A 25,128-nucleotide genomic window follows, 5' to 3' on the forward strand; every position below is an offset into this window, starting at 1 on the left:
TCCTACCTATTTAAGATTTCTTTTTCTAGCAATTATCTCTCTTTTTGCTAGTCTTATAGATTCTGCCAAAGGTCTTTTAGCAGGACATATATAAGAACATGATCCACATTCAACACAATCAAGTGCATTGTATTCTTCTGCCTTTTCAAAATTTTTCTTGAGAGAATAGCTACTTATATACAATGGTAGTAAGTTTACAGGACATACCTCAACACATTTACCACATTTAATACATGGTAGTACTTGCTGTGGTCTTGCCTCCTCTTTTGTCAATATCAATATTCCACCAGTCCCCTTTATAATCGGTACATCTAGAGAATGTTGAGCTATTCCCATCATAGGTCCGCCACTGATAATCTTGCCTGGAGATCCTTCAGTAAACCCTCCACATTGTTCTATCAAATCTTTAAGAGGCGTTCCTATTTTAACAAGAAGATTTTTTGGTTCTTTAATTCCACGGCCTGTAATCGTAGTCACTCTTTCATATAAAGGTTTCCCTTCTAATATCGCATCAGCTACTGCTTTAGTAGTAGCGGCATTGACCACTATAACTCCTACGTCCATTGGCAATCCGCCAGACGGGACAATTCGCCTTAATATAGCATTAATTAATCTTTTCTCATCCCCTTGAGGATATTTCACCTTTAAAGTTGCTATTCGAATGTTTTTCTCATTTTTACTTGCCTCTCTTAAAGCCAATATGGCATCGGGTTTATTTTTCTCTACTCCAATGATTCCTCTTTCTACTCCTACTGCTTTCATAATTGCTTTTAAACCAAATACTATTTTTTCAGGATATTCAACCATTAATCTGTGGTCAGTTGTTAAATAAGGTTCACACTCTGCCCCATTTACAAGAATAGTATCGATTTTTTTGTCAGAAGGAGGTGATAATTTGACATGAGTTGGGAATCCAGCTCCTCCCATTCCTGTAATACCAGCCTCTCTAATTATCTCAATAATTTCTTTAGGAGATAAATCTTCCAGGCTTCCTTTTGGTTTTACAGACTCGTCTAGCTCATTCTTTCCATCTGATTCTATAATTACACATTTAACCCTTTGACCAGTAGGTATAAACATAGTCGTAATGTCTTTAACTATGCCCGAGACAGATGAATGTACCGGAGCAGATACAAATGCATCAGATTGCCCAATCTTTTGACCTACTTTTACAGTATCTCCTACTTTCACTAAAGGTTCACAAGGTGCTCCCGCATGTTGATGCAATGGAATATAAACTACTTCGGGTTCCCTTGCTCTTTCTATAGGAAGGCCTTCAGTTAAATCCTTATGATGTGGTACGGTTACCCCACCCTTAAATGTGAGATTTTCTAACTTCATTCTTTTCTTCACCTCTTTTTATTATTCTCTTGTAAAGTCCTTCCCAGCTTATTTATCTTTCTTCTAACACCTCCATCAATCCCTTATCCATTTAAGCCTGCATTTTTACACAATTATATATACTTAAATTTTTAAGTATTTTATTGGCCCTAAAGAATATTTTATAATATTTTATTTCACATAACAAGAAAATTTAAATTTTACAAAACCAGAAGCAGGCACTAAGTCAAGGATGACGAATGTGCCCGAAACCCCGCTTGAGCCCGAGGGCGAGTGCTAGTTTAGTCTGCGATATCACCGGAGCAAACGATACAAAATGCCAACAATGATAATATTTTGTTAACAAACTGAAATAAACTATATGGAGAAAATTCTTTACAAAAAAATAGCTTGGTTATTCTGTTGCTCTAATAAATATTACCAATTATATCGCAAAGCTTCTAAAAGCTAAATGTATAATTTTTGCAGAAGTTAGAATGACCTATGAGCTCCCTCAATTTCTCACCTGACATAGTTTCTTCTTTTCTTAAAATATTTGCAATTTTTTCTAAATACTCAAGTTTTTCCTCCAACATTTTTTGAACCTTTTTTTCCTGCTCTTTAATGATTTTGTTTACTTCCTCATTGACTTTATCTTTAGGAACATCCTCTCTGCTGACTATACCCAAATCAGACAAACCAGTATATACCATCTTTTTTGCAATATCAACTGCTTGTTCAAAATCATTGGCAGAGCCTGTACTTCTACCACCTAAAATCAAAAGTTCCGCTACTGTCCCTCCAAGGGCTATCATTATGTCCTTCTCTAATTGTTCTTTAGTATAAATAAGGGAATCCTCTTTATCAAAATGTCTTACAAATCCAAGAGCTTTTCCTCTTGGAACAATAGTAACTGTTGCAACAGAGCCTGGATTTACCATTTCGCTTATTATTGCATGCCCAGCTTCGTGTACAGAAACTCTAAATATTTCTTCTTCCGTAGGTTTACGGTCACTTTTTTCTCCTAGTATAACCTTGTCCACCGCTTCTACAAAATGTTTTTGCAAAATAACATCAGAGTTGTCTCTCATAGCAAGAATCGCTGCTTCGTTGCACAGGCTCTCCAAATGTGCTCCTGAAAATCCAAAGGTGTTTTCAGCTATAGCCTCAAGATTAACATCTTCTCCTAAAGGCTTGTTTTTAGTGTGAATTTTGAGAATTTGCAGCCTTCCACTTTTATCTGGTAAATCCACAACCACTTCCCTGTCAAATCTGCCAGGTCTCAAAAGGCAGGATCTAATAAATCCGGCCTGTTTGTTGCAGCAATTACTAAAATATTTACCTCTCCATCGCTTTTAATTCCATCCATTTCCACCAACAATTGATTAAGGGTCTGGTCGTATTCATGATGGCTTTCGTTAGTTCCTCTTTTAACTCCTAATATATCAATTTCATCAATAAAGATTATTGCACTGTTTTTTCCTTCTTTTCGAGCAATATTTTTTGCCGTTTTAAATAGGTTTCTAACTCTTTGAGCACCAACCCCTGCATACATTTCTATAAATTCACTACCCGAAGTAGCTATAAAGCTCGAATTTGTATATTTTGCAGCTGCTTTTGCTAATAAAGTTTTACCGGTTCCAGGAGGTCCTGTAAGTAATATCCCTTTGATAGGTCGTATACCCATTTTAGATATTTTCTCTCTATTTATTACAAAATCCAGTGCCTCTTTTAGTTCTGCGATAGCAGTGCTTTGTCCCCCGATGTCTTCAAAAGAAATCTCCGATTCAGGTTTAATAATATTCTTGCTTCCAGATATTATTCCTTTGTTTTCTATTATATAATCAAAAAGTAAAAAAATACCTGCTAGAAGCAGTAAAGGAGTAACATTTATACCAAGAAAAGCTGCAAATATCGTAAACGCAATAGTTATTCCCAGTAAAATTTCTTTAACCATTTAGCTTTCCCCCTTGTAAGCCTCACGCGGTATTATTTTATATAAATAATGAGAACCATCTCTTAAATTTAAATAAATATTTTGCTTATCAATATATACAAAAGCCTTTACACCATTTTTACTTGAAATTTCTCTTATTGTATCATACATTTTCATATAATCGCCTTTTTGTATACCTTCGTAAATTGAAAACTGAGAGTTATAATAAACATTATTTAATTTTTCATTAGGATTGTCAATAAGTAAAATATTTATCTTAACAGGATATTTATTTACCTTATTTTCTATTTCTTTATAAGTTTCCATTAAATTTTCTACTTCTCCTAGTCTAACTTTCATAATATACCCATTATTATCAGTTGAAATTGTTACCATTTTAACAAATTTAACCGTACTTACATCTTTTGAAATTTTATCAGGCAAAATTTTATTTTGATACAATTGAAAACTAGCAAATAAAAACCCAAAAACTACTACAAAAGTTACCAAAACAATCTGCCACTTTATTCCTTTGAACAAAACTCTCACTCCTCGTTTATGATATACTGTATTATATCATAGAATATATACTAAGTACAATATCTAAAATTTTGTACACCATAAATTTCAGTAGATGGTCATGAGAGACTTAACATAATGTAGAAGATGTAAAGATTGGCTGTTTTGCACAAAGCAACGACCTGGACCGAGCAGATAAAAGTTTGTAAAACCGAAGAAGCTGGGTCGAAAGAAAGAGCAAATTTTGTTTCTCTTATGAAAAGAAGTATAATTTTTTTAGGAAGAATTTATTTAAAATAAGGAGGCAAATTGTATGAGAATAGCTGCTACAATAACAAAGGAGGACTATGTTGAAAAACTTCCCGATGGGCCATATATAATTATTTTTGATACACAAAAAGAAAATATTGAAAAGTATGAGAATCCTGGATACTTTTTAAAAGAAGGAAGAAGAAGGGCTATTGTAGATTTCCTCCTTGACAAAAAAACCGATGTAGTAGTAACTGTACCTGAAGCTTTTTGCAGTATTTCTTATGGAAAGGCAAAACAAAAAGGACTAAAATTTATACGTCTTGAGAAAAGTTTGCCTTATGAAGAAGTTATAAAAAACCTCTCAAAATATGTTGAAAACTTAACTGATACAATTCCCGAAGAGGAACTTGCAAAATAAAAAAGCCTCACAAAGAGGCTTTTTATTTGATAGGCCTTACTTTCTCCACAACTTTTTCCGCCAGCTCAATATAGGGCACTCCCTCAGGTCCATCATCAAGAGCAGGTGGTATACCTACATCGCTTAACTCTCTGACCTTAACCGTTATTGGAATCTTTACAAGTATTTCTGTTCCTAAATCTTGCGCTAATTTTTCTGTTTCCCCTTCACCAAAAATATTATATCTTTGGTGGCAGTTAGGACATTCAAAATACGACATGTTTTCCACAATACCTATAACTTCTAAATTAACTTTCTTAGCCATATAACCAATTCTTCCTGCTACGTGAGAAGCTGAAGCTTGTGGAGTTGTCACAAGCACAAATTTTGACTCAGGCAATTTTTGCATTACTGTAAGAGGTATATCTCCTGTACCTGGCGGTAAATCTAATACTAAATAATCTAATTCTCCCCAATATACATCATTGAAAAACTGATCAAGAACTCCTGACAAAAGTGGACCTCTCCATATTAAAGGTGTATCTTCGTCAATAAAATTGCCCATTGAAATCACTTTTATCCCGAATCTTTCTAATGGCAAAATAGTGTGCTCATCCAACGCGTAAGGTCTTTCATTCACAATCCCCAAAAGTCTTGGAACACTAAATCCCAACACATCCGCATCCAAAAGCCCTACTTTAAAGCCTAATCTGGCAAGAGCTACCGCTAAATTAACTGCAACAGTGGACTTGCCTACTCCACCTTTTCCACTACCTACTACTATTACTCTCGTATTTTCAAATATAGGTTTCCTGCCACCGCTAAGCTTTCTTGCTAAATTTTGTCTTTCTTCTTCTGTCATGCTACCTAAATTTACTATTACTTCTGAAACTCCTCCAAGTTTGGATACTTCCTCGATAGTATCTTTTTTAATAGTATCTTGAAGAGGACAGCCTTTCACAGTAAGGTTTATGTCAATTGTAACTTTATCCCCTTCTATTTGAATATTTTTCACCATATCAAGGTCAACTATACTTCTTCCTATTTCTGGGTCATATACTTTTCTTAGAGCGTTTAATACTTGTTCTTTTGTAAGCAACTCTATACCTCCCATTGGTATTTTTGTTGACATTTATATTATATTATAATATATAATCATTATTAATAGAATACCCTTAAAAAAATTCTGTCACTGCGAATAATATAGTGGGGTGGTTAAATTGGATATACACGCTAGAGTATACGCAGCTAAAAAAGACCCCTCTGAAAGAGAAAAATTAATTCAAGAATATACCCCCTTTATCATAAAACAATTGTCTTCATTTACAAATAGATATATAGATGAAAGAAATAGCGACGAATTAAGCATAGGCCTTATAGCTTTTAACGAAGCTATAGACAGTTTCGATAACACAAAAGGTTCATTCTTAAGCTTCTCAAGTATGCTCATTAGAAGGCGACTTATAGATTTTTTACGACAAAATCGGCAAAATACCATTCCTTTAGAACTATATGTAGAAAAAGTCACTGACTATGAGGCAGAAAATAGAAAGTTAGAAATGATTTCTTTTGTAAATTTGCTAAGTATTTACAATATAACTTTAGATGATTTAGTTAAACAATCTCCTAAACACTCAGACACCAGAAAAATAACTACAAAAATTGCTTATACAATTTGTAAAAATAACAAATTGCTAGAATATTTAAAAAACAAAAAGAATCTCCCTATAAAAGATTTAATAAGCATTTTAAAAGTAAGTCGTAAAACTATAGAAAAGCATAGGAAATACATAATAGCGCTAGTAATAATTATTTCTGAAGATTTACCTCTTCTAAAACAATACATAAGCCCGAAAGTGAGGTGGAGAAAATATGAAAGCCGTTGTAGTTCAAAAAGAAAAAAATAAAACTTATGTAATGACTGAAAAAGGAGAATTTAAATGTTTTAAAAATTTACAAAACGTAGTTATAGGCGAAACTATCGAACTTAACGAGAATTTTGTAGCTTTTAAGCCTACTGCTAAAATTTTAATAGCCGCTTCTATTCTTCTCGTACTAATATTTACTATTATCAATTTTAAATCAGCAGAAGTTTACGCTTATGTGTATGTAGATATAAATCCAAGTATTGAAATTTCAATAGACAAAAATGGAAAAATAATAAATGTCCTTCCTTTAAATAAAGATGGCAAAAAAATTTTAGAGAAGCTTCCTTATAAAGGGCTTGACATCACAACTTTTATAAATCAAACGGTTGAAGAATCACAAAAATTAGGCTTTTTAAAAGATGATGATACAGTAATAATTACTACTGTTCCTATTAAAAATTCGCCATTTATAAATGAACAAATAGAAAAAGCTGTTAAAAATATTAAAAAAATAAACACAAATATTCAAATAGAAACTTTAAAATCCAATGAAGCACAAAGAGAAGAAGCTAAAAAAGAAAAAACTTCTCCTGGCAGGCTTATCCTCTGGAAAAAAGCTAAAAGTGAAGGAATAAACATACCAAAAGATAAATTAAATAGCCCTGAATTTTTTAAAGAATTAAAACAAGCTTACGCAAAAATAAAAGAAAAAGATGAACAAACAAAAGCAACGACTATGCCTCAACTTTCTCCAAGTCCATCTAAATCCAAAGTTATTACAGATAAAATCCTTAAAACAATTGAAAAAGATCTTTCTAAGGAAAAAACTACTCAAACTATAAAAAATGTAAAAGACAAAGAAGTAAAAAGCCAAAACAATGAAGTAAAAAAAGATGAAAATAGCGATAATAAGTCTAACCAGCAAGGTAAGGGAACCGAAAAAAATGCACGATCAAAAAGCGATAACACTAATAACGTTCTTATTCAAAAAGAAAAAAATGAAGTAAAACCAGCTTCTGATGATAAGGAATTAGATACTTCAGATAAAGCCATTAATGAAAATACTTACAAAAATGTTAAAGACACAAAAAACTACCCTCCAAAAGATGACAAAAAAGACGAAGAATATAATGAAGAAATTAGGGAGGTGAAAGAGTAAATGTTAAGCAAATCTCGACTTTTGTTTCAATAATTATAATCTTTTCACTGTTGTTTTACACAACAGCATATGCTAAACTCCAGCCAAAATACTCTTTTGATGACATTAAGCAATTTACATGGGCTCTAAAAGCAATTGAAAAAATGTATGCAAAAGGTTTTATAAAAGGAGTTGGAAACAAAAAATTCAACCCTTCAAAGCCTGTCACTCACTTAGAAGCATTAGTAATGATTTTACGGACAATAGGTTATGAAGAACAAGCTAATAAAATAAGTGAACTACCTAAAGAGTATAAAGGCCCAAAACTTAGTTGGGGACAAGGCTTTATTACGCTGGCATACCAAAAGGGCATATTAACTTATGACGAGTTAAAAAGGTTTAATCCAAATGATAAGGCAAAAAGATACGAAATAGCAAAATATTTAGTTCGCGCTTTAGGCTTGGAAGACCAAGCTCAGCAAAATATGAATGCAGTTTTGAACTACAAAGATTGGGATAAAATTCCTAAAGACTCCATAGGTTATATGTACGTAGCAGTAGAAAATGGTCTCATCAAAGGAGATGGAGAAAAACTCAAGCCAAACGAATCCATCAAAAGAATAGAAATGGCTGTCTTACTTGAAAGACTTGACAAAAGTGTACAAAATGACCTCAATGGCCGTGACGTAGTTGGTTCTATTTATGCGATAGATAGCAATACCATAACTGTAAAGGTTGATGATGGCTAAAAACCTTTAATGTATTAAAAAATGCGCCAGTTTACAACGGAAATGAGTATGTAGGAATAGATTATCTAAAGCCCGGCTATCAAATAAGATTAATATTAGATTCCAAAAATAATATAATATTTGTGGAAGTGTTAAACAATAAAATTGAGGAAGTGATTCCTATAGAACTTAAAAAAAGTCACAAACCCTCCTGAAAAAGTATTATCAGCTGTAGAATCTATTAAAGATAAGCCTGTTGTTAAATTAGTAAAAGAAAATGGGATATTTTATATAATTGCAACGCGTGGTATGATGCGAACAGGCGGATATATTGTAAATATACAAAAGGCTCAAATAACAAAGGCATCAGAGGAGGCCATATTGGAAGTTGAAGTAAAATATATAGACCCTTCTCCTGATACAATTGTAATACAAGCTATAACTTATCCTTATGACATAAAAAGTTTTACGTATGATGGTAAAATTACACAAATAAGTGTTAAAACAGATAAAAATATAAATGTTTTTGTTGATATGAACTTAGAGTGAATGCTAAATAAAATCCCTCATTTGAGGGATTCTTATTTTTGAAAACAATTACTAAATTAAGCATGAAATTTTTGTGAAAAAAGCCAATTGATAAAAGTCCACAAATCATATACGATAAAGTTAAATCCAGAAAGGGGGAATTATCCGTGAAAGAAATAAAAATTAAGTTGACTTCCATCGAAAGTGTCAAAAATTTTGTAGAAAAAACTTCAAAATATCCTTTCGACATAGACGTGACTTCTGGCCGCTATGTAATAGATGCAAAATCAATAATGGGCCTTTTTAGCTTAATTTAGAAAATGTCCTTACAGTAATACCTCACACAACTGACGAAGAAAGTTTGAAAAAATTAGAAGAAGATTTAAAAGAATTCATAGTATAAGTAGTATAAAAATAAAAGCGTAGAGACTACGCTTTTATTTTAGATAAGAGGCGGTGGAGTTGGTTCTATAGGCACTGCAATCTGTCCTGTCTTCGCATCAATATGCAAAATCCAATATCCCTCATCCCTCGCGCCTCTTAAATTTTCTTTAACTGGCTTCCAAACCACAAATCCCGTCATACCACCAAAAGGCTGGTCTGCAAGAGTAAAAAATCCTGGCATTCCATATACAATATATTTTAATTCACCCTTTTCATCATTTACAAATCCCACAAGATAATGGTCAAAACCTCCCTCCCTATAACCCGTCTTAACTTTCCACCATCTATAGCCTTCAAAATTTTTCAAAAGGCTCTACTTCCTCCAAAAAACTCACTATATTGTTAACATATTCTCTTAAATATTTTATATATCCTTCCTCTACTTCCTCCTCAAAATTAAAAGAAGTTTCAGGTTGTTGTGTATCAGAAGAATCTGTCAATGCTTCAGAAGTTTCTTCAAATGCAGGAGTCTCAGATTGAACCTCTTCCAAAACATTTTGTGAAGTTTCACCTTTTTCAGTTTCATTCTCCGTACTTTCACACCCCTGGGGTGTCGCAGTTTCAGTTTCCTCCTGCTTAATTTCTCTATCATTCTTATCACTCTTCTCTGCTGGTGTTTCTTCTTCTTTTACCTTTGATAAATATTTTTTATAAACAACCTTCCAGTTTGTGGTTTTTTTGTTTATAACAGATGCCAAAGGTACTAAAGTTTTTATGCCATCATGGGCTTCTATAAATGCTACAGAAAATTCCTCCCAACTAATTCCCGAATCTTTTACGTCATCTCCATTGAAAGTCCATTCTCCTCCACCACGCCCTTTATCATCTACTTTTATTGCTCCAAAATCTACAACAGTAACTTCTCCATTACTTTTCAATAATTTTACATTATAGGAATAAGCAGGATTGAGATTTTGCAAAGCCGCTGTTATTCTTCCTCTGTTCCCTCTAAATTCCACTTTTAAATAACCTGAAACTTCCTTTCCCTCAATAGAACATCCTCTATCTTCTTGATTGAAGACAACATAAAACCTTTTATATATGTTTATTGGCATTTATTCTTCCCCCTCATTTATCTTAAATATAACTTTGCAATATATATTATGAAAAGAGGGGGATTATTATTACTGCTTTGTCAAATCATAAATAACATTCGCCAAAACAGCAAACTCCTCTATGCTAAGAGTTTCTCCTCTCCTTTGAGGGGATAAATTTGAAAGAGTAAAAGCTTTATCTATAATTTCTTTTGGAAACCCTAAAGTTTTTAAAGCATTGGACAAGACTTTTCTCCGTTGCCCAAAAGCAGCTTTTACCACGTTGGAAAATAACTCTTCGTCCTTTACCTCAACCAAAGGGTCGTCCAGTATCTCTAATTTAACTAAAGAAGAATCTACTTTAGGTGGAGGAACAAAAACAGCAGGGGGTAAGTTAAAAAGCATTTTAGGTTTTGCTTTAAAATTTGCAAAAACTGTGAGTATCCCATAGTCCTTAGTACCTGGCAGAGCGCAAATCCTTTCAGCAACTTCTTTTTGTACTAACACAGTTATTTCTTTTACAAATTTACAATCTAAAAGCATCATTATTATAGGAGAAGTTATGTAATAAGGAAGATTAGCAACTACTTTAAAAGGTTTCCCTTCAAAATATTCATTAGCTATTTTATTTAAATCTGCTTTCATTATATCCTCATTTATTATAATTACATTATCGTAAACGTTAAGTTTTTCTTTTGCTACGGCATAAAGTTCTCTGTCAATTTCAAAAGAAATTACTTTTTTAACCCTTTTAGCCAACTCTTCTGTCAAAGTCCCTAATCCTGTTCCAATTTCTAGTACAAAATCTTCAGGAATAACTCCCGAAGCAGTCACAATTTTTGTTAAAATATTTTTGTCAAACATGAAATTTTGTCCCCATTTTTTCTTTACATTAACCCCTTTTATTTTCATAGCCCCACCTCAAAAAATAAGACAGGTAAACCCTGTCTACTTTAAAATATAAACTTTAACATATCGTCTTCCCCATCTCATTACTTCTTCACGGGTTGGAAAATAGACGTCAATTTTATTACCTTTTATAGCTCCACCTGTATCTGCAGCAATTCCAAAACCATACCCTTCTACGTACAACTTCGTTCCCAAAGGTATAACTCTGGGGTCTACAGCTATTACTCCCCTTGTAGCTTTTATACCAGTAGCTGTTATTCCATAATTTGGATCACCAGGTTTTTTACCAGTGCTATCTTCACTGCTGTCATAAGCTGTAGCTACCATAGTTCTAACTTCTCTATACCTAAAAGTCTCCCCTCTTGAAGTGGTAAAAATTCCTAATGTTCCTATATGCACAATTTGATTAACTGGATTTTTTATTATCTTCTCTTTTATTATATTTTTTGCTACCTCTTTGCCATTCTTATAAATAACTTTCATCACAATCTGCTTTTTCCCAACTTCTCCTTGTTGAACTACTCTTACTTGCCCTCTTTCCATATTGTCATTTTTCACTGTCTCTGTTTGATATGGTATATCTACTTCTTGAGTAACAATTTTCTCTGTAACTTTTGTAACGTCGATGTACATGTACCTAAAAACAGGCGTATCTAAACTCATATTTACCTTGTCTTGGGGGCCTAAAGTTATACTATTTTGTTGAAGTACTTCTTTTACATTAGATGCAGCAGTGTAAATATTTTTTGCTTTTCCACCCACACAGATAGTAATAGGAACTGCTTTTTTGACAGTCACCTTCATACCGTTTTTTAAAGCAGTGTCTAAAGAAGGTGTTACTACATCTTCTTTTTTTAGTTTGATTCCTTTCTCTTCTAACAAATCTTTAACTGTTGATTTAAATGTTGTAACAACTATTTTTTTATCTTCATCCTGAAGGGTTATTTCCTTTTTTAAGCTTGCGTATGTTATAGCTCCGACAACTAATAGGAGTACGACAGTCAACGTTAGAAGAGCAACTGGTTTTTTAAATATTTCACCAAGTCGCTTTCTAAAATCGTCTGTATCCATCCAACAACCTCCTGTTAAAAATTTAATTTAGGGGAGTCGTAAGTAATTTTAATCTAATTAGATTGATTTGTCAAACTTTTATACACAATTTTTCTTTTATGGTGAAATTAAACTTAATGATATTATACGCATCTTTTTGGATTTTAATACCTCCCCTAAAAACCAAGAGGTTGTTTTTTTAAAATTTTTATTTGATAGGGATATTAAAAAGTTTTATGGCATTTTCCGCAGTAATCCTAGAAGCCTCCTCATAAGGTATTCCTCTTAATTCTGCTATTTTTCCTGCTACAAATTTCACATACACCGGTGTATTCCTTTTTCCTCTATAAGGCTCAGGAGTAAGATAAGGGCTATCTGTCTCAATTAAAAGTTTTTCGATGGGGACAGCTTTTGCTACTTCTTTTGGCTTTTTTGCATTTTTAAATGTCACAGGTCCCCCTAAAGAAATGTAGAAGTTCATTTCAATTACTTGAAAAGCCATTTCAACACTCCCTGAATAACTGTGAAAAACTCCTCTTAAATCTTTCGTCCACTCCTTTTTTAGTATATCTAATATATCTTCATGAGCATCCCTATCGTGTATTATTATTGGAAGATTAAGCTTTTTTGCAAGCCTTATTTGCTTTGTGAACACCTCTTTTTGAAACTCTTTAGAGGGTTCATCGTAATAATAATCTAAACCTATTTCTCCTATTGCTACAACTTTTTGCTGTAAAGCTAGCTTCTCTATTTCTTCCACTTTGTCAAATTCCTTTTGTGCATCATGAGGATGAATTCCAACAGAAGCGTATATAAAATCATAGTTGTGAGCTAGCTCAATGGACTGTTTTGAAGTTAAGAGATTAGACCCCACATTTATTAAAAATGTGAGGTCTTTTTTACATTCTTCAATAATTTCTTCCCTATCTTTGTCGTATTTCTCATCTTCAAGATGAGCGTGAGAATCCACCAACAATTTTATCACTCCTTAGCTTATCTTTGCCCCACTTTCTATATCCCTGTCTACCGTAAGAAGAGACATTTTTCCTTCGATAGATGCTGCTAAAAGCATTCCTTGAGACTCTATACCCATTAGTTTCTTTGGCTCTAAGTTATATACAATAATTATTTTCTTTCCTACAAGCTCTTTAGGAGCATAATGGCGACCAATTCCTCCCACAATTTGTCTTATTTCTTCTCCCACTTTAAGCTTCATCTTTATAAGTTTGTCAGAACCTTCCACTCTTTCTGCTTCTAAAATTTCAGCTACTCTCAACTGAATTTTTGCAAACTCTTCAATAGTGATGTAATCTATCTTTTTCTCTTCCTTTGCTTTTTCTTCTATAGCAACCAGTTCCTTCTTTACATCTATCCTTGGGAATATAATTTCTCCCCTTTTCACCTTTGTGCCTTCCTTTAACAGGCCAAATTTTAAGCTTTCCCAAGTAGTTAAATTCTCTTCTACTCCTAACTGCTCGAAGATTTTTTTTGGAGTATTGGGCATAAAAGGAGATATAAGTACTGCAATAAACCTCAAAGCTTCCGTCAAATTATATAAAACTGTACCTAATCTTTCCTTTTTGCTTTCATCTTTAGCTAAAACCCAAGGCATCGTTTCATCGATATATTTATTCGCTCGTCTTACCAATTTCCATATTTCAATTAAAGCGTTGGAAAACTGAAGTTTATCCATATACTCCTCAACGGTTTTCGGCAGATTCTGTGCAGTAGTTATAAGGTCATCATCTACCTCTTCTTTTTGTGAAGGTTTTGGCAGAATGCTCCAAAGTATTTTTCAATCATTGTAACAGTCCTACTCAGCAAGTTTCCAAGGTCATTAGCAAGGTCTGAATTTATTCTATTTATTAAAGCTTCGTTAGAAAACACTCCATCCGCCCCAAAAGGAACTTCTCTCAAAAGAAAATATCTTACAGCATCTACACCATATTTACTAACTAACTCTTTAGGGTCTACTACATTACCTTTAGATTTTGACATCTTACCTCCTTCCAGTATAAGCCAGCCGTGCCCAAACACTTTTTTAGGAAGAGGTAAATCTAAAGCCATAAGCATTGCTGGCCATATTATTGTGTGGAACCTCATTATCTCTTTTCCTACCAAATGCACATCTGCTGGCCAGTATTTTTTAAAATCATCGTCATTATCTGTAGAATATCCTAAGGCAGTTATGTAATTGGACAAAGCATCTATCCAAACATAAATCACATGCTTTGGGTCAAAGGGTACCTTTATACCCCAGTCAAACGAACTCCTTGAGACAAACAAATCCTCCAAACCTGATTTTATAAAGTTTATCATTTCATTGCGCCTTGACTCCGGCTGTATAAAATCAGGATGTTCATCATAATATTGCAACAGCCTATCCCCATATTTAGACAATTTAAAAAAATACCCTTCTTCTTTTACCCTTTCTACTGGTCTACCACAGTCTGGGCATTTCCCGTCTACAAGCTGGGACTCCGTCCAGAAAGATTCGCAAGGAGTACAGTACCATCCTTCATATTCACTTTTGTATATATCTCCTTTTTCATACAATTTCGTGAATATTTTTTGTACTATTTCCTCATGATATTTATCAGTTGTGCGAATAAATTGGTCATAACTTATATCCATTATTTTCCATAAATCTTTTATCCATTCAACTATCCCGTCTACATATTCTTTAGGAGACATCCCTTTTTCTTTGGCTATTCTTTGAATTTTTTGCCCATGTTCATCAGTACCAGTCAAAAATTTGACATCATATCCGGTAAGCCTTTTAAATCTTGCCATCGCATCTGCAGCAACAGTAGTATATGAATGACCAATATGTAATTTATCACTGGGATAATAGATAGGCGTTGTAATGTAAAAAGTCTTCTTCATATCCACCCTCCTCATTTTTGTAAATAAAAAACTCGCCTCCACATAAGGGGCGAGATTATCGCGGTACCACCCTTCTTCACATGCACCTCACAGCACATGCCTCATAGAGTGCTAACACACTCTTACCCTATAACGGGAGTTCCCGGTAAAGCCTACTAGCCTTCGGCAGTACGGCTCCGGAGCCATCTTCAAAAGCCCAAACTTTATCGGTTCGCACCTCGCCCGACTCTCTGTAAAAGTTCAAGCTTTTTACTCTTTCCTTCATTGCCTTTTACTATATCTATTTATTCTTTAATATACCCTTTATAAAAAGTATTGTCAACTACTTTTTCTGTTATACCTTTTCTATTTTCATTCTCTCCTTTACAAATTCAATCGCATCGTTTTTATCTTGGATTTCTCCGTAAAATCTATTTTTCCTTATTTCATACAAGATTTGTCCTAATTTTTCCCCATCCTTTACATCAAAATTTATTATTATATCCAGCGGTGAAAGTAATGGTTTTTCTGTTTCTTTAAATTCTACATACCTTTTTAAAAGTCTGGTGATAAAATCTGTAAACTTTGGTATCTCTTCCTCTTTGCCTAAATTAAGCCTTGTAGCAGTAAAATCAGCCTGAGATAAAAGTAAGATAGCTATCGAATCATCTTTTAGTTCAGAAAAAAATCTAAAAAGAGATTTATTGGTTGGTCCGCCATTTACATAGTACATCAAAGGCTTCATATGATAAAGAACAAGTTTTTTAAGCAGAGAAGATTCTTTTTTGGGCATTCTCATTCTTGAAGATATTTTTTTTACAATTTCAGCACCTTTTATTTCGTGATTATAAAAATGAACTCTATTTTCAGTATCAATGTATAAAGCTTCTGGTTTACCTATGTCATGAAAAAGAGCACCAAGCTTTATTATGTCTTTTACTTTGTTATCAGAAGAAAGTTTTCTATTTAAATATTCCGCCACTACATCATATACGCCTTTGGGAAATCTCATAGAATTTATTATATTTTCGTATTCTTCTACGGTCTTTAGTGAATGTATCCAAGCATTTGTAAGGTGATAATAGCACTTCCCTACTTCTTTCATTTTAGCAACTTCTTCAAATATATTTTCCATAAGTTTTAAATCTTCCATCATTCTTAAATATTTGTGAGAATTCTTCTCTTTTAAAATTATAAAAATTTCATTCATTATTCTCTCTGGCGCTACTTGTTTTATAAGCTCTGCTTCTTCTCTTATTTTAGCCTTTGTAGCCTCATCAATATCAAATTTATAAGTCGCAGCAAATCTCACAGCTCTTAAAGCCCTTAAAGGGTCTTCTTTAAAAGTCATCACACCAACATGCTTTATTTTCCTGTTTTTTATGTCCGTCACGCCACCAAAAGGGTCAATAATATATTCAAATTCAAAATAATCTGTCAGTTTTATAGCCATAGCATTCATTGTAAAGTCTCTATGAGCCAAATCGATGTATATGTCTTCACCTTTTAAATTAGTAAAATCTAATATTTCATCTCCTACCACAACCCTATATGTGCCTTTTTCCGCCATAAAAGGCACAAAAGTACCCCCCAATTTTTCTGCCGCTAATTTGGCAATTTTCTCTGCATTTTCCTGAACTACAAAATCATAATCTTTAGCTTCTCTATTTAAAATCCTGTCCCTTATGTATCCCCCAACAATATACAAATTATGTGCTTCTTTTCCCAATTTTCTTATTAATTTTGGTATTGTTGCCACAAAAAATCATTCCTTTCATGTTAAAAGCCAAAACAACATTACATTATATAGTATAACAAAAGTGAAAAAGTGTACAAGTATTAAAAAAATAATCTGCTATAAAATACACAAGAAAGTATTGCGATAATATCTGCAAAAATTCCAGAAATAACAGAATGTCTCATCTTTTTTATTCCCACTGCCCCATAGTAAACGGCAAGAACATAAAAAGTAGTCTCGGTAGATCCGTACATAGCAGAAGCCATTTTTCCAATTAGAGAATCGACACCATGAGTTTTCATAATCTCAGCTGCAATCCCCAAAGCACCACTTCCCGAAAGAGGCCTTATTAAAGCAAGAGGCACAAGCTCCTGTGGCATGCCTATCTTATTTGTAAAAGGCATTAAAAATTCCCCCAATAAGTCAAGGGCGCCTGACGCTCTTAATACACCTATTGCCACAAGCATTGCTACAAGAGCTGGAAATATTTTTATAACTACAGAAATTCCTTCTTTTGCCCCATCGACAAACACTTCATACACTTTGACATTTTTTATGATTCCATAAAAAGGAATAACAAAAACAAGTATGGGAATAATCCATTCAGATATAATTTTTATCATTATTTTCACTCCTTAAATATAGGCATTTTTTCAAGATGTTTATTTAAAATAAGGCCTGCCATAAGTGCAGTACTAGTTGAAAGTACGCTGACAATCACAAAATCCGCAGGATTTTGTGCTCCTAAGGAAGCCCTTATTCCAATCATTACTGCAGGTATAAGCTGTACTGAAGATGTGTTTATCACTAAAAAACGGCACATTGCATTTGAAGCACTGTCTTTTTTATTAAGCTCTTGAAGGTATTCCATAGCTTTTATTCCAAAAGGAGTCGCTGCATTACCTAATCCTAACATATTTGCCGATATATTCATTATTATTGCCAAAATAGCAGGATGGTTTTCTGGAACATCTGAAAAAAGCTTTATGATTATAGGTTTTAGCAATTTTGCAATAATATCTGTAAGACCTGACTTATCTGCAATTTTCATTATCCCAAGCCACAAAGCCATTACACCGACTAGTCCTATCGAAATAGTAACTGCACTCTGGCTGAATCAACTATAGCTTTGGATACTTCTGCCATTCTGCCATTTATTATTCCTATTAAAATTCCTATTGCTATCATAAAAAACCATATGTAATTTATCATATTATATCCCTCCAATATTACCAAAAAAACCTCATTTTTAAACTTTTCTCTTATGTAATAAAATTTATGTTATTAACCTTAAAAAATTCCAAAAAAGGTGTTGACTTATTTTTCAAAACTTGGTATTATTATAAGTGAAGTTAAGTTGTCGAATTTTGTAACTCAGGAGGGGAGAAAAATGTTGAAATCCACAGGTATTGTAAGAAAAGTAGACGAATTGGGAAGGGTAGTAATACCAATTGAGCTCAGGAGGACACTCAACATAGCAGAGAGAGACGCTCTTGAAATTTATGTTGATGGAGAACAAATAGTCCTCAAAAAGTACGAGCCTGCTTGCATTTTCTGTGGCAATGCTGAAAATGTAATAAACTACAAAGGCAAAAATATATGCAAAAATTGCCTTGCAGAGTTAAAGAAATCTGTAGACTAATAGCAGGAAAAATAATAGGAGGCTCCATCCTCCTATTATTTTTTCTCTTCTTTTTTTCCTTCCGGTTCTATATGGATTATCACGTGTGAATCAGGGAATTTATCCATTATTTGTTTTGAAACTTTATGGGATAACTCATGGGCTTCTACTATGTTGTAATTTCTGTCTACTCTCACATGAACATCTACCTCTCTCTTAGTGCCGGATTTCCTCGTCCTTAGTTTATGGAAACTGGTAACTTCAGGATTAGCTTTTATTATGTTCTCTATTTCTTTGACCTCCTCATCAGGTAGACTGCTATCTGTCAAATCTTTTAAAACTTCCTTTGTCAAATCAAATGAAGTTTTTATAATAATCAACGCAACAAAAATGGATATAATGGGGTCTAAAATGGCTAATTTAGTAACTTTTATAATTACAAGCCCTGTAGTAACTCCTAACGAAGTAAATACATCCGTCAATAAATTCGTTGCATCTGCCTTTAAAGCAATAGAATTCTCTTTTTTAGATACTTTAAACAAAGTGTATGAAACAATTCCTTTTACAAAAGATACAAACAACATAACTGCAATTCCCATTTCTAATTTCTCTACATACGTGCCAGCAATTATTCTTCCAACAGCTTCATATATAATAAGTACAGCAGCAAAGAATATTAAAATAGCCTCTATAAAACCAGAAATGTTCTCATATTTATTGTGTCCGTAAGGATGGTCTTCGTCTGCTGGTTTTACTGATACTCTTATCGAAAAAAAAGCAATTATACTGGCTATTAAATCTATTGAAGAATCTACAGCTGCCGAAATTACCACCATTGAATGCATTAACACTCCCGCAACCAGTTTCATAATTATTAATGCGCTATTAGAAATCATAGATAATAACGCTGCTTTCTGTTTATCCATGGCATCCTCCAAATTATCAATTGAAATTTAACCTATTGATATACATTATATTTGATTCCTAAAAAATAGTCAAATATTATTAACGTAAAGTATTGAAAATCAAATTCAATTGAAAATGGTAATTATCCCCAACTCTCTATTTTTTTCCTATAATAAGTTTATACACTTGACTTTTTGGTATTCCCAATTCTTTAGCAGCTCTTTTAATCGCCTCTTTTTTATCCATTCCTCCCTCAAGGTATTTTTGAACTAATATTTCTGGTTTTTCTTCAACTTGTTGTTTTTGCGCTCCTTCAATAATTAGTACAATTTCACCTTTTATTTCATCTCCCAATTTTACCAAAACCTCATCTACTGTCCCTCTTATGAACTCTTCATGGATTTTAGTAAGCTCTCTTGCTATAACAACCTTTCTATCAGCTACATAAGATTTCAATTCATGAAGAGTTTCCTTAAGACGGTGAGGAGCTTCATAAAGTATAATAGTTCTTTCTTCCTTTGAAATACGGTTTAGTATTATTTTTCTTTCTTTGCTTTTTGTTGGTAAAAAACCTTCAAAGACAAAAGAAGAAGTATCTAATCCTGAAGCAACCAAAGCAGTAATTGCAGCAATTGGACCCGGTAATGGTACAACTTTTATATCTTCTTCTATGCAAAGTTTCACAAGGTCTTCCCCAGGATCTGAGATTGCCGGTGTACCTGCATCTGTAACCAAAGCAATTGACTTTCCTTTTTTCAATTCCTCTATAAGTTTTGCCCCTTTTGTCTTTTTGTTATGTTCATGGTAACTGGTAAGAGGTTTTTTTATATCAAAATGATTTAAAAGTTTAAGAGTTTGTCTCGTGTCTTCCGCAGCTATAATATCAACTTCTTTTAAAATTTTTAAAACTCTTAAGGTTATATCTTCTAAATTACCAATAGGAGTAGGGCATAGATATAATATACCATAATCCATTTCTACCCCTCCTCTAATTTCTCTTTCGAGTATATTTCTACAATTTCTTTTGTATACTCCCCGTTTTTTTCATACACATAAAGGGAAGGCAATATATTTAAACCTGGTTGAGAACCTTTTTTAGATTCTATTAGAAGAAGATTGGGCTTACTATCTACATAAGGATATACAAATCTTAATTTTTTAGGTTCTAAATTGTATTTTCTTAAAAAATACAATATGTCAACTAATCTTTCTGCTCTATGAACCATAAAGAATTTTCCCCCAAATTTTAGAAGTTTTGAAGCAGCCTTTATAAATTCCTCAAGTCCTCCATATATTTCGTATCTCGCAATATTTTCAGATTTTCGTTTTTTATCAAACCCTGCTTTTACTGGCATATAGGGAGGATTTGAAGTAACTATATCAAATTTTTCATATCCTAGTGTTTTTTCTATCCCTCTTACATCACCTTGTATTATTTTTATTCTTTTTTCCATATTATTAATAACTACACTTCTTGTAGCCATATCTGCCATATCTTCTTGTATCTCAACACCATAAATAAATGTATCATAAGTTTTAGCAGCAATTAATATAGGTATTATGCCAGTTCCACACCCTAAATCGACAATTTTATCTCCTTTTTTAGCAGTAACAAAATTAGCAAGCAATACCGCATCCATTCCAAATTTAAATTTATCCTTGTGTTGAATTATAACTAAATTTTTTAAATTTAATTCATCTAATCTTTCTCCATCTTTCAACATTCTATCACCTCTACAATATTCTCGATTTATTTTATCACAAATATCAAAAGTTTTTATTAACTTTTTAAATACGTATTGAAAATTAAAGTAGTGCACAGTATACTATATAAAGAGTTTAAACATTAGGAGGAGGAAAAGTTGACAAAAGTAGTTACCGCTCCCCGCGTATCTTCAGAAATAAATAAATTAAAAATGGCCATTTTGCACAGGCCAGGGAAAGAATTGGAAAGATTGACCCCACAAAATTTATCCGAACTTCTTTTCGATGATATCCCGTGGGTTAGAAGAATCCAAGAAGAACACGACAACTTTGTAAAAGTATTGCAACAAAATAACGTCCAAGTGCTTTATTTGCAAAACCTTTTAGAAGAAATATTAAAAGAAGAAAATGTAAAAGAAAAATTTATTGATGAATTACTTCAAGTAAACGGAGTAACCTCTCCAAAAATCAATAACTATTTAAAAGAATTCCTTAAAGAAAAATCTCCAAACAATGTTGCCGAAATAGCAATTGCAGGTTTGGCTTTAAATGAAATAAAGATAAAAAAATCTATGATGGGTTTAGCAGAATACATATACCAAGACAATTATTTTTATATAAAGCCTCTGCCCAACCTTTATTTTACAAGAGACCCCGGAGCAATGATAGATGGTGGCTTAATGATAAGTTCTATGAAACAGCAGTTAGAAGGCCAGAGACTTTGATATTAAAATACATTTATAAATATCATGAAATTTTTAGAAAAAATAATGTTCCTTGGTGGTATGATGATAGTTACCCTCACTCCATAGAAGGAGGAGATGTACTGATATTAAGCGAAAAAGTTATTGCAGTAGGATGTAGTGAAAGAACAACCCCTCAGGCAATAGAACAACTAGCCCATAATTTATTTGAAAAAGGTTCCTCTGTTGAAAGAATATTAGTAGTGCAAATCCCTATAAACCGCTCATATATGCATTTAGATACAGTTTTTACAATGGTTGACACAAACAGATTTGTGTTTTATCCCGGAATAAAAAACGATTTGAGAGTATTTAGCATCATAAAAGAAGAAAAAGGTTTCTCTATAAATCAAGAAAAAGATTTGCAAACTGCATTAAAAAATGCTCTGAATCTTTACACAATAGATATAATACCTACAGGAGGTCTTAATGCAATAACTTCTGCAAGAGAACAATGGAACGACAGCACAAATACTTTAGCTATTGCTCCGGGAGTTATTGTAGCCTACTCCAGAAATGAAATATCTAATAAAATAATGGAAAAAGAAGGAATAAAGGTAATCCCTATTGAAGGATCAGAACTTTCAAGGGGAAGAGGTGGTCCTCGCTGTATGACTATGCCCCTTTTAAGAGAATAATTTTTAGTTTTTATATGATAAAACCAGTTAATAGTATTCTTACATCATTATAAACCCACGGGATATTTTATGGAAGTGGTATTTTCTATTTAAAAAAGCAGAATAAAAAATAGAGGAAATTTATTCCTCTATTTCCTCTATTTTTTCTAGTTCCCCTTCATAATTTTCTTCAATTTCTTCTTCCCTTTCCTCTATAACTTCTACTTCTTCAGGATCATATTCTTTTATTATCTCTATTCCTTCTGCATTTTTCACTTTCACTTTGAGTTTTCGTCTAATCACATCTACCTCTGCAATTTTCATTTCTTTATCTCCAACTCTTATTATGCTACCAACTTTTGGAAGTTCTGCTTTAATTTTATCATACATCTCCTGTTCATATTTTAAACAACACATTAATCGGCCACAAATGCCAGAAATTTTAGTGGGATTTAAAGACAAATTTTGGTCTTTCGCCATTTTGATAGAAACAGGTTCAAATTCCCCTAAAAAGGTGGTACAACACAGAGGCCTTCCACAAGGTCCTAAACCTCCTATGATTTTTGCTTCATCCCTTACTCCTATTTGTCTCAGTTCTATTCTCATCCTAAAAACAGCAGCCAAATCCTTCACTAACTCTCTAAAGTCTACTCTGCCTTCAGCAGTAAAATAAAATATGACTTTGGTGTTATCAAAAGTGTATTCTACATCGATTAAATTCATCTCCAAACCATGTTGTTGTATTTTCTCAAGACATATCTCAAAAGCCTTAGCTTCTTTTTTCTTGTTTTCATAATAATGTTCCACATCCTCTGGCGTCGCAATCCTTATTACTTTTTTTAGAGGAGCCACAATCTCTTCTTCAGCTACTTCTTTTATGCCGACAACTACTTCGCCAAATTCTATTCCTCTTATTGTTTCCACTATAACCTTGTCCCCTATTTCTATTGGCAAATCTCCTGGGTCAAAATAGTATATCTTCCCCGCTTTTTTAAATCTTACACCTACAACAGTAACCAAAATTATAAACCTCCTGCCATATCCAAAAGTAGATTTTCTACCGCTAATTGATAGTTTACATTTGAATTAATCTGCGAATTAAACTGTTCTATCTTATTAATTATATTATTGAGCTTATTAATAGTCAATTGAGATTCCATTTGTTGTATTTTATTTAAAAAATCTATATTTTTAATAAAAGAGGCATCTTTTGTAACCTTATAAATAAACAAATCTCTCACATAATAAAGCATAATTTTCAAAATTTCTTCTATATTGTCTTTATTTTTATCAAAAAATTCAAATTCTTCTATAACTTCAAATCCCCTAATTGTAAGAATTTTTTCTATTTCTTGTATCGTTTCTTTTCTAAAATTTAAATATTCGTTATCAGTTAATTTATTAGCTTGATCAAAATTTCCATCAGCAATATGAGCTAACACTTCTGCCTCTTTTTCGGGAATATTTTGTTCACATATTAAATAGTTCTTTATGGTATTTTTGCTTTCCTTACAAAAGCGAACTATATTACAACGAGAGATGATGGTAGGGAGAAGCTTCTGTTGTTGCGATGCAATCAATATAAAAAGGCCATATAAGGGAGGTTCTTCTAAAGTTTTTAAAAAAGCATTTTGTGCTGATACAGTCATTTTATCAGCTTGGTCTATAATAAAAATTTTTTTGTTAGCTTCATAAGGTCTTATATTAATTTCGTTAGTTATATATCTTATGGTATCAACTTTTATAGAATTCTCCTCTGGCTCTATAAAAAATACGTCTGGATGATTTTTATCCATTAGCTTTAGGCAAGAGCTACATTTAAAGCAAGGCTTTTCAGTTTCCTTTTTGCAATTTACCATTATGCAAAATACTCTGCCATAAATCTTTTCCCTAAGCCTTTTTCTCCTACAAGCAAATAAGCATTTTGAAATTTTATTTTGAGATATTACATTTTTAAAAACATTTAATACTGTTTCATGCCCATAAATTCTATACACGTTATCACCTATGAATATATGTCTATTAATAATCCTCTTATATCATCTATCATTTTTAAAAGTTCTAAGTGTTTGGAATCCTTTAAAAATTCTTCTGTAAGCTTTTCTAGTTTACCATTTACTTTTTCTACTAGAGAATAAATTTTCTTCCTTCCTCTTCCGTCGAGATATTCTTTTTTTGTGTATTTTAACATACCATTTGTCGCTTCTTGCAAAAACTTCTTTACAAGTTTTTTGTAATTAATTAAGTCCTGCAAAGTCAGACTCTCTTTTAATTTTTGTGCTGCACTGTCTATCTCTGATAAAATCTCACTTAATTTGTCTTGATGAAATTGATCTATTTCTTCATCAAAAGTATCAATAAATTTTTTAGTAACTCTAGACTTATTATACTCACTTTTTATATCAGAAGAAATTTTAGGAGATTTCACTTCTTGAATCCTCATGTCAAACACCCTAAATCCTGAGAAATTTTTCTACATTTAACACAAAAACTGTAGCTCCACCAATCGTAACTTCAACAGCTTGAGGCAGGAAAATGTCTGTTGCACCACCCATAGGCGTAGGAGAAGTAATTATTCTATCGCGAGTTTTACATTTTTGTTCTATTATGCTGATAACATCTTCTAATTTTTCGTCTTCTACACCTATTATCAAAGTTGTATTGCCAGACCTTAAAAATCCTCCAGTAGATGCTATTCTCGTAAAGCTAAATCCTCCCTCAGTCAAACCATCCATAAGTCTTCTCACATCTTCGTCCTGCACAATAGCTAACACCAGCTTCATGTTAACCCTCCTTTACAACAAATATTTT

The 25,128-nt window shown here is 32.7% G+C and carries 20 protein-coding genes, 7 pseudogenes and 1 other annotated feature; of the genes and pseudogenes, 8 read left to right on the top strand and 19 right to left on the bottom strand.

Translation table 11 applies throughout. From position 1 onward, the window contains the following. Positions 1-6: 6 nt before the first annotated feature. The 3 genes and pseudogenes from rsxC to JCM7501_RS07840 form a co-directional block, all read right to left on the bottom strand. Positions 7-1,341, bottom strand: a complete 1,335-nt coding sequence (gene rsxC, locus JCM7501_RS07830; RefSeq protein WP_012994287.1) for an electron transport complex subunit RsxC — start codon at positions 1,339-1,341, stop codon at positions 7-9. Between the two features lie 440 nt (positions 1,342-1,781). Further along, a pseudogene (locus tag JCM7501_RS07835) lies at positions 1,782-3,277 on the bottom strand (AAA family ATPase). Then, complete coding sequence (locus tag JCM7501_RS07840; protein WP_012994285.1) at positions 3,278-3,796, bottom strand: hypothetical protein; 519 nt, start codon at positions 3,794-3,796, stop codon at positions 3,278-3,280. It abuts the pseudogene before it with no gap. Between the two features lie 292 nt (positions 3,797-4,088). On the opposite strand from JCM7501_RS07840, the gene JCM7501_RS07845 reads away from it, so the two are divergent. Then, entirely contained in the window at positions 4,089-4,445 is a 357-nt protein-coding gene (locus JCM7501_RS07845) for a hypothetical protein (RefSeq protein ID WP_012994284.1), read from the top strand. A gap of 22 nt (positions 4,446-4,467) precedes the next feature. On the opposite strand, the gene JCM7501_RS07850 is transcribed toward JCM7501_RS07845, so the two are convergent. Next, positions 4,468-5,523 carry an Mrp/NBP35 family ATP-binding protein gene (locus tag JCM7501_RS07850; protein ID WP_012994283.1) on the bottom strand — a complete coding sequence of 352 codons (1,056 nt, stop codon included), beginning with the start codon at positions 5,521-5,523 and terminating at the stop codon, positions 4,468-4,470. A 121-nt stretch (positions 5,524-5,644) separates the two neighbouring features. Between JCM7501_RS07850 and sigI the strand changes: the two are divergent. The 5 genes and pseudogenes from sigI to JCM7501_RS07870 all read left to right on the top strand — a co-directional run bounded on the left by sigI (position 5,645) and on the right by JCM7501_RS07870 (position 9,089). Continuing rightward, positions 5,645-6,300 (top strand): annotated as a pseudogene (gene sigI / locus JCM7501_RS07855) (RNA polymerase sigma factor SigI). Continuing rightward, positions 6,297-7,451 (top strand): anti-sigma factor domain-containing protein, encoded by a 1,155-nt coding sequence (locus JCM7501_RS07860; RefSeq protein WP_028991772.1) that lies wholly within the window; start codon positions 6,297-6,299, stop codon positions 7,449-7,451. Before sigI ends, JCM7501_RS07860 begins: the two are co-directional and overlap by 4 nt. Before the next feature lie 143 nt (positions 7,452-7,594). Further along, positions 7,595-8,179: an S-layer homology domain-containing protein gene (locus tag JCM7501_RS14835; RefSeq protein WP_256201303.1), complete on the top strand. Its 585-nt coding sequence runs from the start codon at positions 7,595-7,597 to the stop codon at positions 8,177-8,179. A gap of 288 nt (positions 8,180-8,467) precedes the next feature. Continuing rightward, positions 8,468-8,707: a protease complex subunit PrcB family protein gene (locus JCM7501_RS14840; protein ID WP_256201304.1), complete on the top strand. Its 240-nt coding sequence runs from the start codon at positions 8,468-8,470 to the stop codon at positions 8,705-8,707. A 146-nt stretch (positions 8,708-8,853) separates the two neighbouring features. Continuing rightward, positions 8,854-9,089: pseudogene (locus JCM7501_RS07870) on the top strand (HPr family phosphocarrier protein). Between the two features lie 39 nt (positions 9,090-9,128). Here the strand turns inward: JCM7501_RS07870 and JCM7501_RS07875 are convergent. From JCM7501_RS07875 to JCM7501_RS07910, 8 genes and pseudogenes are all read right to left on the bottom strand, one after another. Beyond that, positions 9,129-10,185: pseudogene (locus JCM7501_RS07875) on the bottom strand (hypothetical protein). A 69-nt stretch (positions 10,186-10,254) separates the two neighbouring features. After that, the gene (rsmA, locus tag JCM7501_RS07880) at positions 10,255-11,076 is read right to left on the bottom strand and encodes a 16S rRNA (adenine(1518)-N(6)/adenine(1519)-N(6))-dimethyltransferase RsmA (protein ID WP_028991775.1); all 822 of its coding nucleotides are present in this window, start codon (positions 11,074-11,076) and stop codon (positions 10,255-10,257) included. Between the two features lie 36 nt (positions 11,077-11,112). Next, positions 11,113-12,144 (bottom strand): ubiquitin-like domain-containing protein, encoded by a 1,032-nt coding sequence (locus tag JCM7501_RS07885; RefSeq protein WP_028991776.1) that lies wholly within the window; start codon positions 12,142-12,144, stop codon positions 11,113-11,115. Between the two features lie 187 nt (positions 12,145-12,331). Then, positions 12,332-13,099 carry a TatD family hydrolase gene (locus JCM7501_RS07890; protein ID WP_013149604.1) on the bottom strand — a complete coding sequence of 256 codons (768 nt, stop codon included), beginning with the start codon at positions 13,097-13,099 and terminating at the stop codon, positions 12,332-12,334. Between the two features lie 12 nt (positions 13,100-13,111). Beyond that, positions 13,112-15,009: pseudogene (gene metG / locus JCM7501_RS07895) on the bottom strand (methionine--tRNA ligase). A gap of 42 nt (positions 15,010-15,051) precedes the next feature. After that, positions 15,052-15,283: a binding site (T-box leader), on the bottom strand. 60 nt (positions 15,284-15,343) lie between these two features. Then, positions 15,344-16,747, bottom strand: coding sequence for a CCA tRNA nucleotidyltransferase (locus JCM7501_RS07900; protein WP_028991778.1), 1,404 nt, complete (start codon positions 16,745-16,747; stop codon positions 15,344-15,346). An 80-nt stretch (positions 16,748-16,827) separates the two neighbouring features. After that, the gene (locus tag JCM7501_RS07905; protein ID WP_012994272.1) at positions 16,828-17,349 is read right to left on the bottom strand and encodes a spore maturation protein; all 522 of its coding nucleotides are present in this window, start codon (positions 17,347-17,349) and stop codon (positions 16,828-16,830) included. A gap of 5 nt (positions 17,350-17,354) precedes the next feature. Beyond that, a pseudogene (locus JCM7501_RS07910) lies at positions 17,355-17,938 on the bottom strand (nucleoside recognition domain-containing protein). A 178-nt stretch (positions 17,939-18,116) separates the two neighbouring features. Here JCM7501_RS07910 and JCM7501_RS07915 point away from each other — a divergent pair. Beyond that, entirely contained in the window at positions 18,117-18,368 is a 252-nt protein-coding gene (locus JCM7501_RS07915) for an AbrB/MazE/SpoVT family DNA-binding domain-containing protein (protein WP_012994270.1), read from the top strand. A gap of 35 nt (positions 18,369-18,403) precedes the next feature. Here JCM7501_RS07915 and JCM7501_RS07920 read toward each other — a convergent pair whose 3' ends face one another. From JCM7501_RS07920 to JCM7501_RS07930, 3 genes are all read right to left on the bottom strand, one after another. Further along, on the bottom strand, positions 18,404-19,273 hold the full coding sequence (locus tag JCM7501_RS07920) for a cation diffusion facilitator family transporter (protein WP_013149599.1): 870 nt from the start codon (positions 19,271-19,273) through the stop codon (positions 18,404-18,406). Positions 19,274-19,409: 136 nt separating this feature from the next. Then, on the bottom strand, positions 19,410-20,228 hold the full coding sequence (rsmI, locus tag JCM7501_RS07925; RefSeq protein ID WP_028991781.1) for a 16S rRNA (cytidine(1402)-2'-O)-methyltransferase: 819 nt from the start codon (positions 20,226-20,228) through the stop codon (positions 19,410-19,412). Between the two features lie 2 nt (positions 20,229-20,230). After that, positions 20,231-20,977: a tRNA1(Val) (adenine(37)-N6)-methyltransferase gene (locus tag JCM7501_RS07930; RefSeq protein WP_012994267.1), complete on the bottom strand. Its 747-nt coding sequence runs from the start codon at positions 20,975-20,977 to the stop codon at positions 20,231-20,233. A 138-nt stretch (positions 20,978-21,115) separates the two neighbouring features. Between JCM7501_RS07930 and arcA the strand changes: the two are divergent. Continuing rightward, positions 21,116-22,338, top strand: a pseudogene (arcA, locus tag JCM7501_RS07935) (arginine deiminase). 120 nt (positions 22,339-22,458) lie between these two features. On the opposite strand, the gene JCM7501_RS07940 reads toward arcA, so the two are convergent. Genes JCM7501_RS07940 through JCM7501_RS07955 form a run of 4 tightly spaced genes read right to left on the bottom strand, consistent with a single transcriptional unit; the run spans position 22,459 to position 25,100 of the window. After that, complete coding sequence (locus tag JCM7501_RS07940) at positions 22,459-23,337, bottom strand: PSP1 domain-containing protein (RefSeq protein WP_013149596.1); 879 nt, start codon at positions 23,335-23,337, stop codon at positions 22,459-22,461. A gap of 2 nt (positions 23,338-23,339) precedes the next feature. Then, entirely contained in the window at positions 23,340-24,314 is a 975-nt protein-coding gene (locus tag JCM7501_RS07945) for a DNA polymerase III subunit (RefSeq protein ID WP_256201305.1), read from the bottom strand. Between the two features lie 8 nt (positions 24,315-24,322). Next, on the bottom strand, positions 24,323-24,760 hold the full coding sequence (locus JCM7501_RS07950) for a YaaR family protein (RefSeq protein ID WP_028991784.1): 438 nt from the start codon (positions 24,758-24,760) through the stop codon (positions 24,323-24,325). Positions 24,761-24,770: 10 nt separating this feature from the next. Continuing rightward, complete coding sequence (locus tag JCM7501_RS07955; protein ID WP_012994262.1) at positions 24,771-25,100, bottom strand: cyclic-di-AMP receptor; 330 nt, start codon at positions 25,098-25,100, stop codon at positions 24,771-24,773. Positions 25,101-25,128 lie beyond the last annotated feature (28 nt).

The organism is Thermoanaerobacter thermocopriae JCM 7501, from assembly GCF_001310975.1.
Classification (GTDB): Bacteria; Bacillota; Thermoanaerobacteria; order Thermoanaerobacterales; family Thermoanaerobacteraceae; genus Thermoanaerobacter; species Thermoanaerobacter thermocopriae.

Bases quoted from the DNA above. Each gene is read 5' to 3' on its own strand.
- JCM7501_RS07950 (WP_028991784.1), bottom strand. From the start codon at position 24,760: ATGAGGATTCAAGAAGTGAAATCTCCTAAAATTTCTTCTGATATAAAA.
- rsxC (WP_012994287.1), bottom strand. From the start codon at position 1,341: ATGAAGTTAGAAAATCTCACATTTAAGGGTGGGGTAACCGTACCACAT.
- JCM7501_RS07920 (WP_013149599.1), bottom strand. From the start codon at position 19,273: ATGGATAAACAGAAAGCAGCGTTATTATCTATGATTTCTAATAGCGCA.
- JCM7501_RS14835 (WP_256201303.1), top strand. From the start codon at position 7,595: ATGTATGCAAAAGGTTTTATAAAAGGAGTTGGAAACAAAAAATTCAAC.
- JCM7501_RS07955 (WP_012994262.1), bottom strand. From the start codon at position 25,100: ATGAAGCTGGTGTTAGCTATTGTGCAGGACGAAGATGTGAGAAGACTT.
- rsmI (WP_028991781.1), bottom strand. From the start codon at position 20,228: ATGGATTATGGTATATTATATCTATGCCCTACTCCTATTGGTAATTTA.
- JCM7501_RS07860 (WP_028991772.1), top strand. From the start codon at position 6,297: ATGAAAGCCGTTGTAGTTCAAAAAGAAAAAAATAAAACTTATGTAATG.
- JCM7501_RS07905 (WP_012994272.1), bottom strand. From the start codon at position 17,349: ATGATAAAAATTATATCTGAATGGATTATTCCCATACTTGTTTTTGTT.
- JCM7501_RS07885 (WP_028991776.1), bottom strand. From the start codon at position 12,144: ATGGATACAGACGATTTTAGAAAGCGACTTGGTGAAATATTTAAAAAA.
- JCM7501_RS07845 (WP_012994284.1), top strand. From the start codon at position 4,089: ATGAGAATAGCTGCTACAATAACAAAGGAGGACTATGTTGAAAAACTT.
- JCM7501_RS14840 (WP_256201304.1), top strand. From the start codon at position 8,468: ATGATGCGAACAGGCGGATATATTGTAAATATACAAAAGGCTCAAATA.
- JCM7501_RS07915 (WP_012994270.1), top strand. From the start codon at position 18,117: ATGTTGAAATCCACAGGTATTGTAAGAAAAGTAGACGAATTGGGAAGG.
- JCM7501_RS07930 (WP_012994267.1), bottom strand. From the start codon at position 20,977: ATGTTGAAAGATGGAGAAAGATTAGATGAATTAAATTTAAAAAATTTA.
- rsmA (WP_028991775.1), bottom strand. From the start codon at position 11,076: ATGAAAATAAAAGGGGTTAATGTAAAGAAAAAATGGGGACAAAATTTC.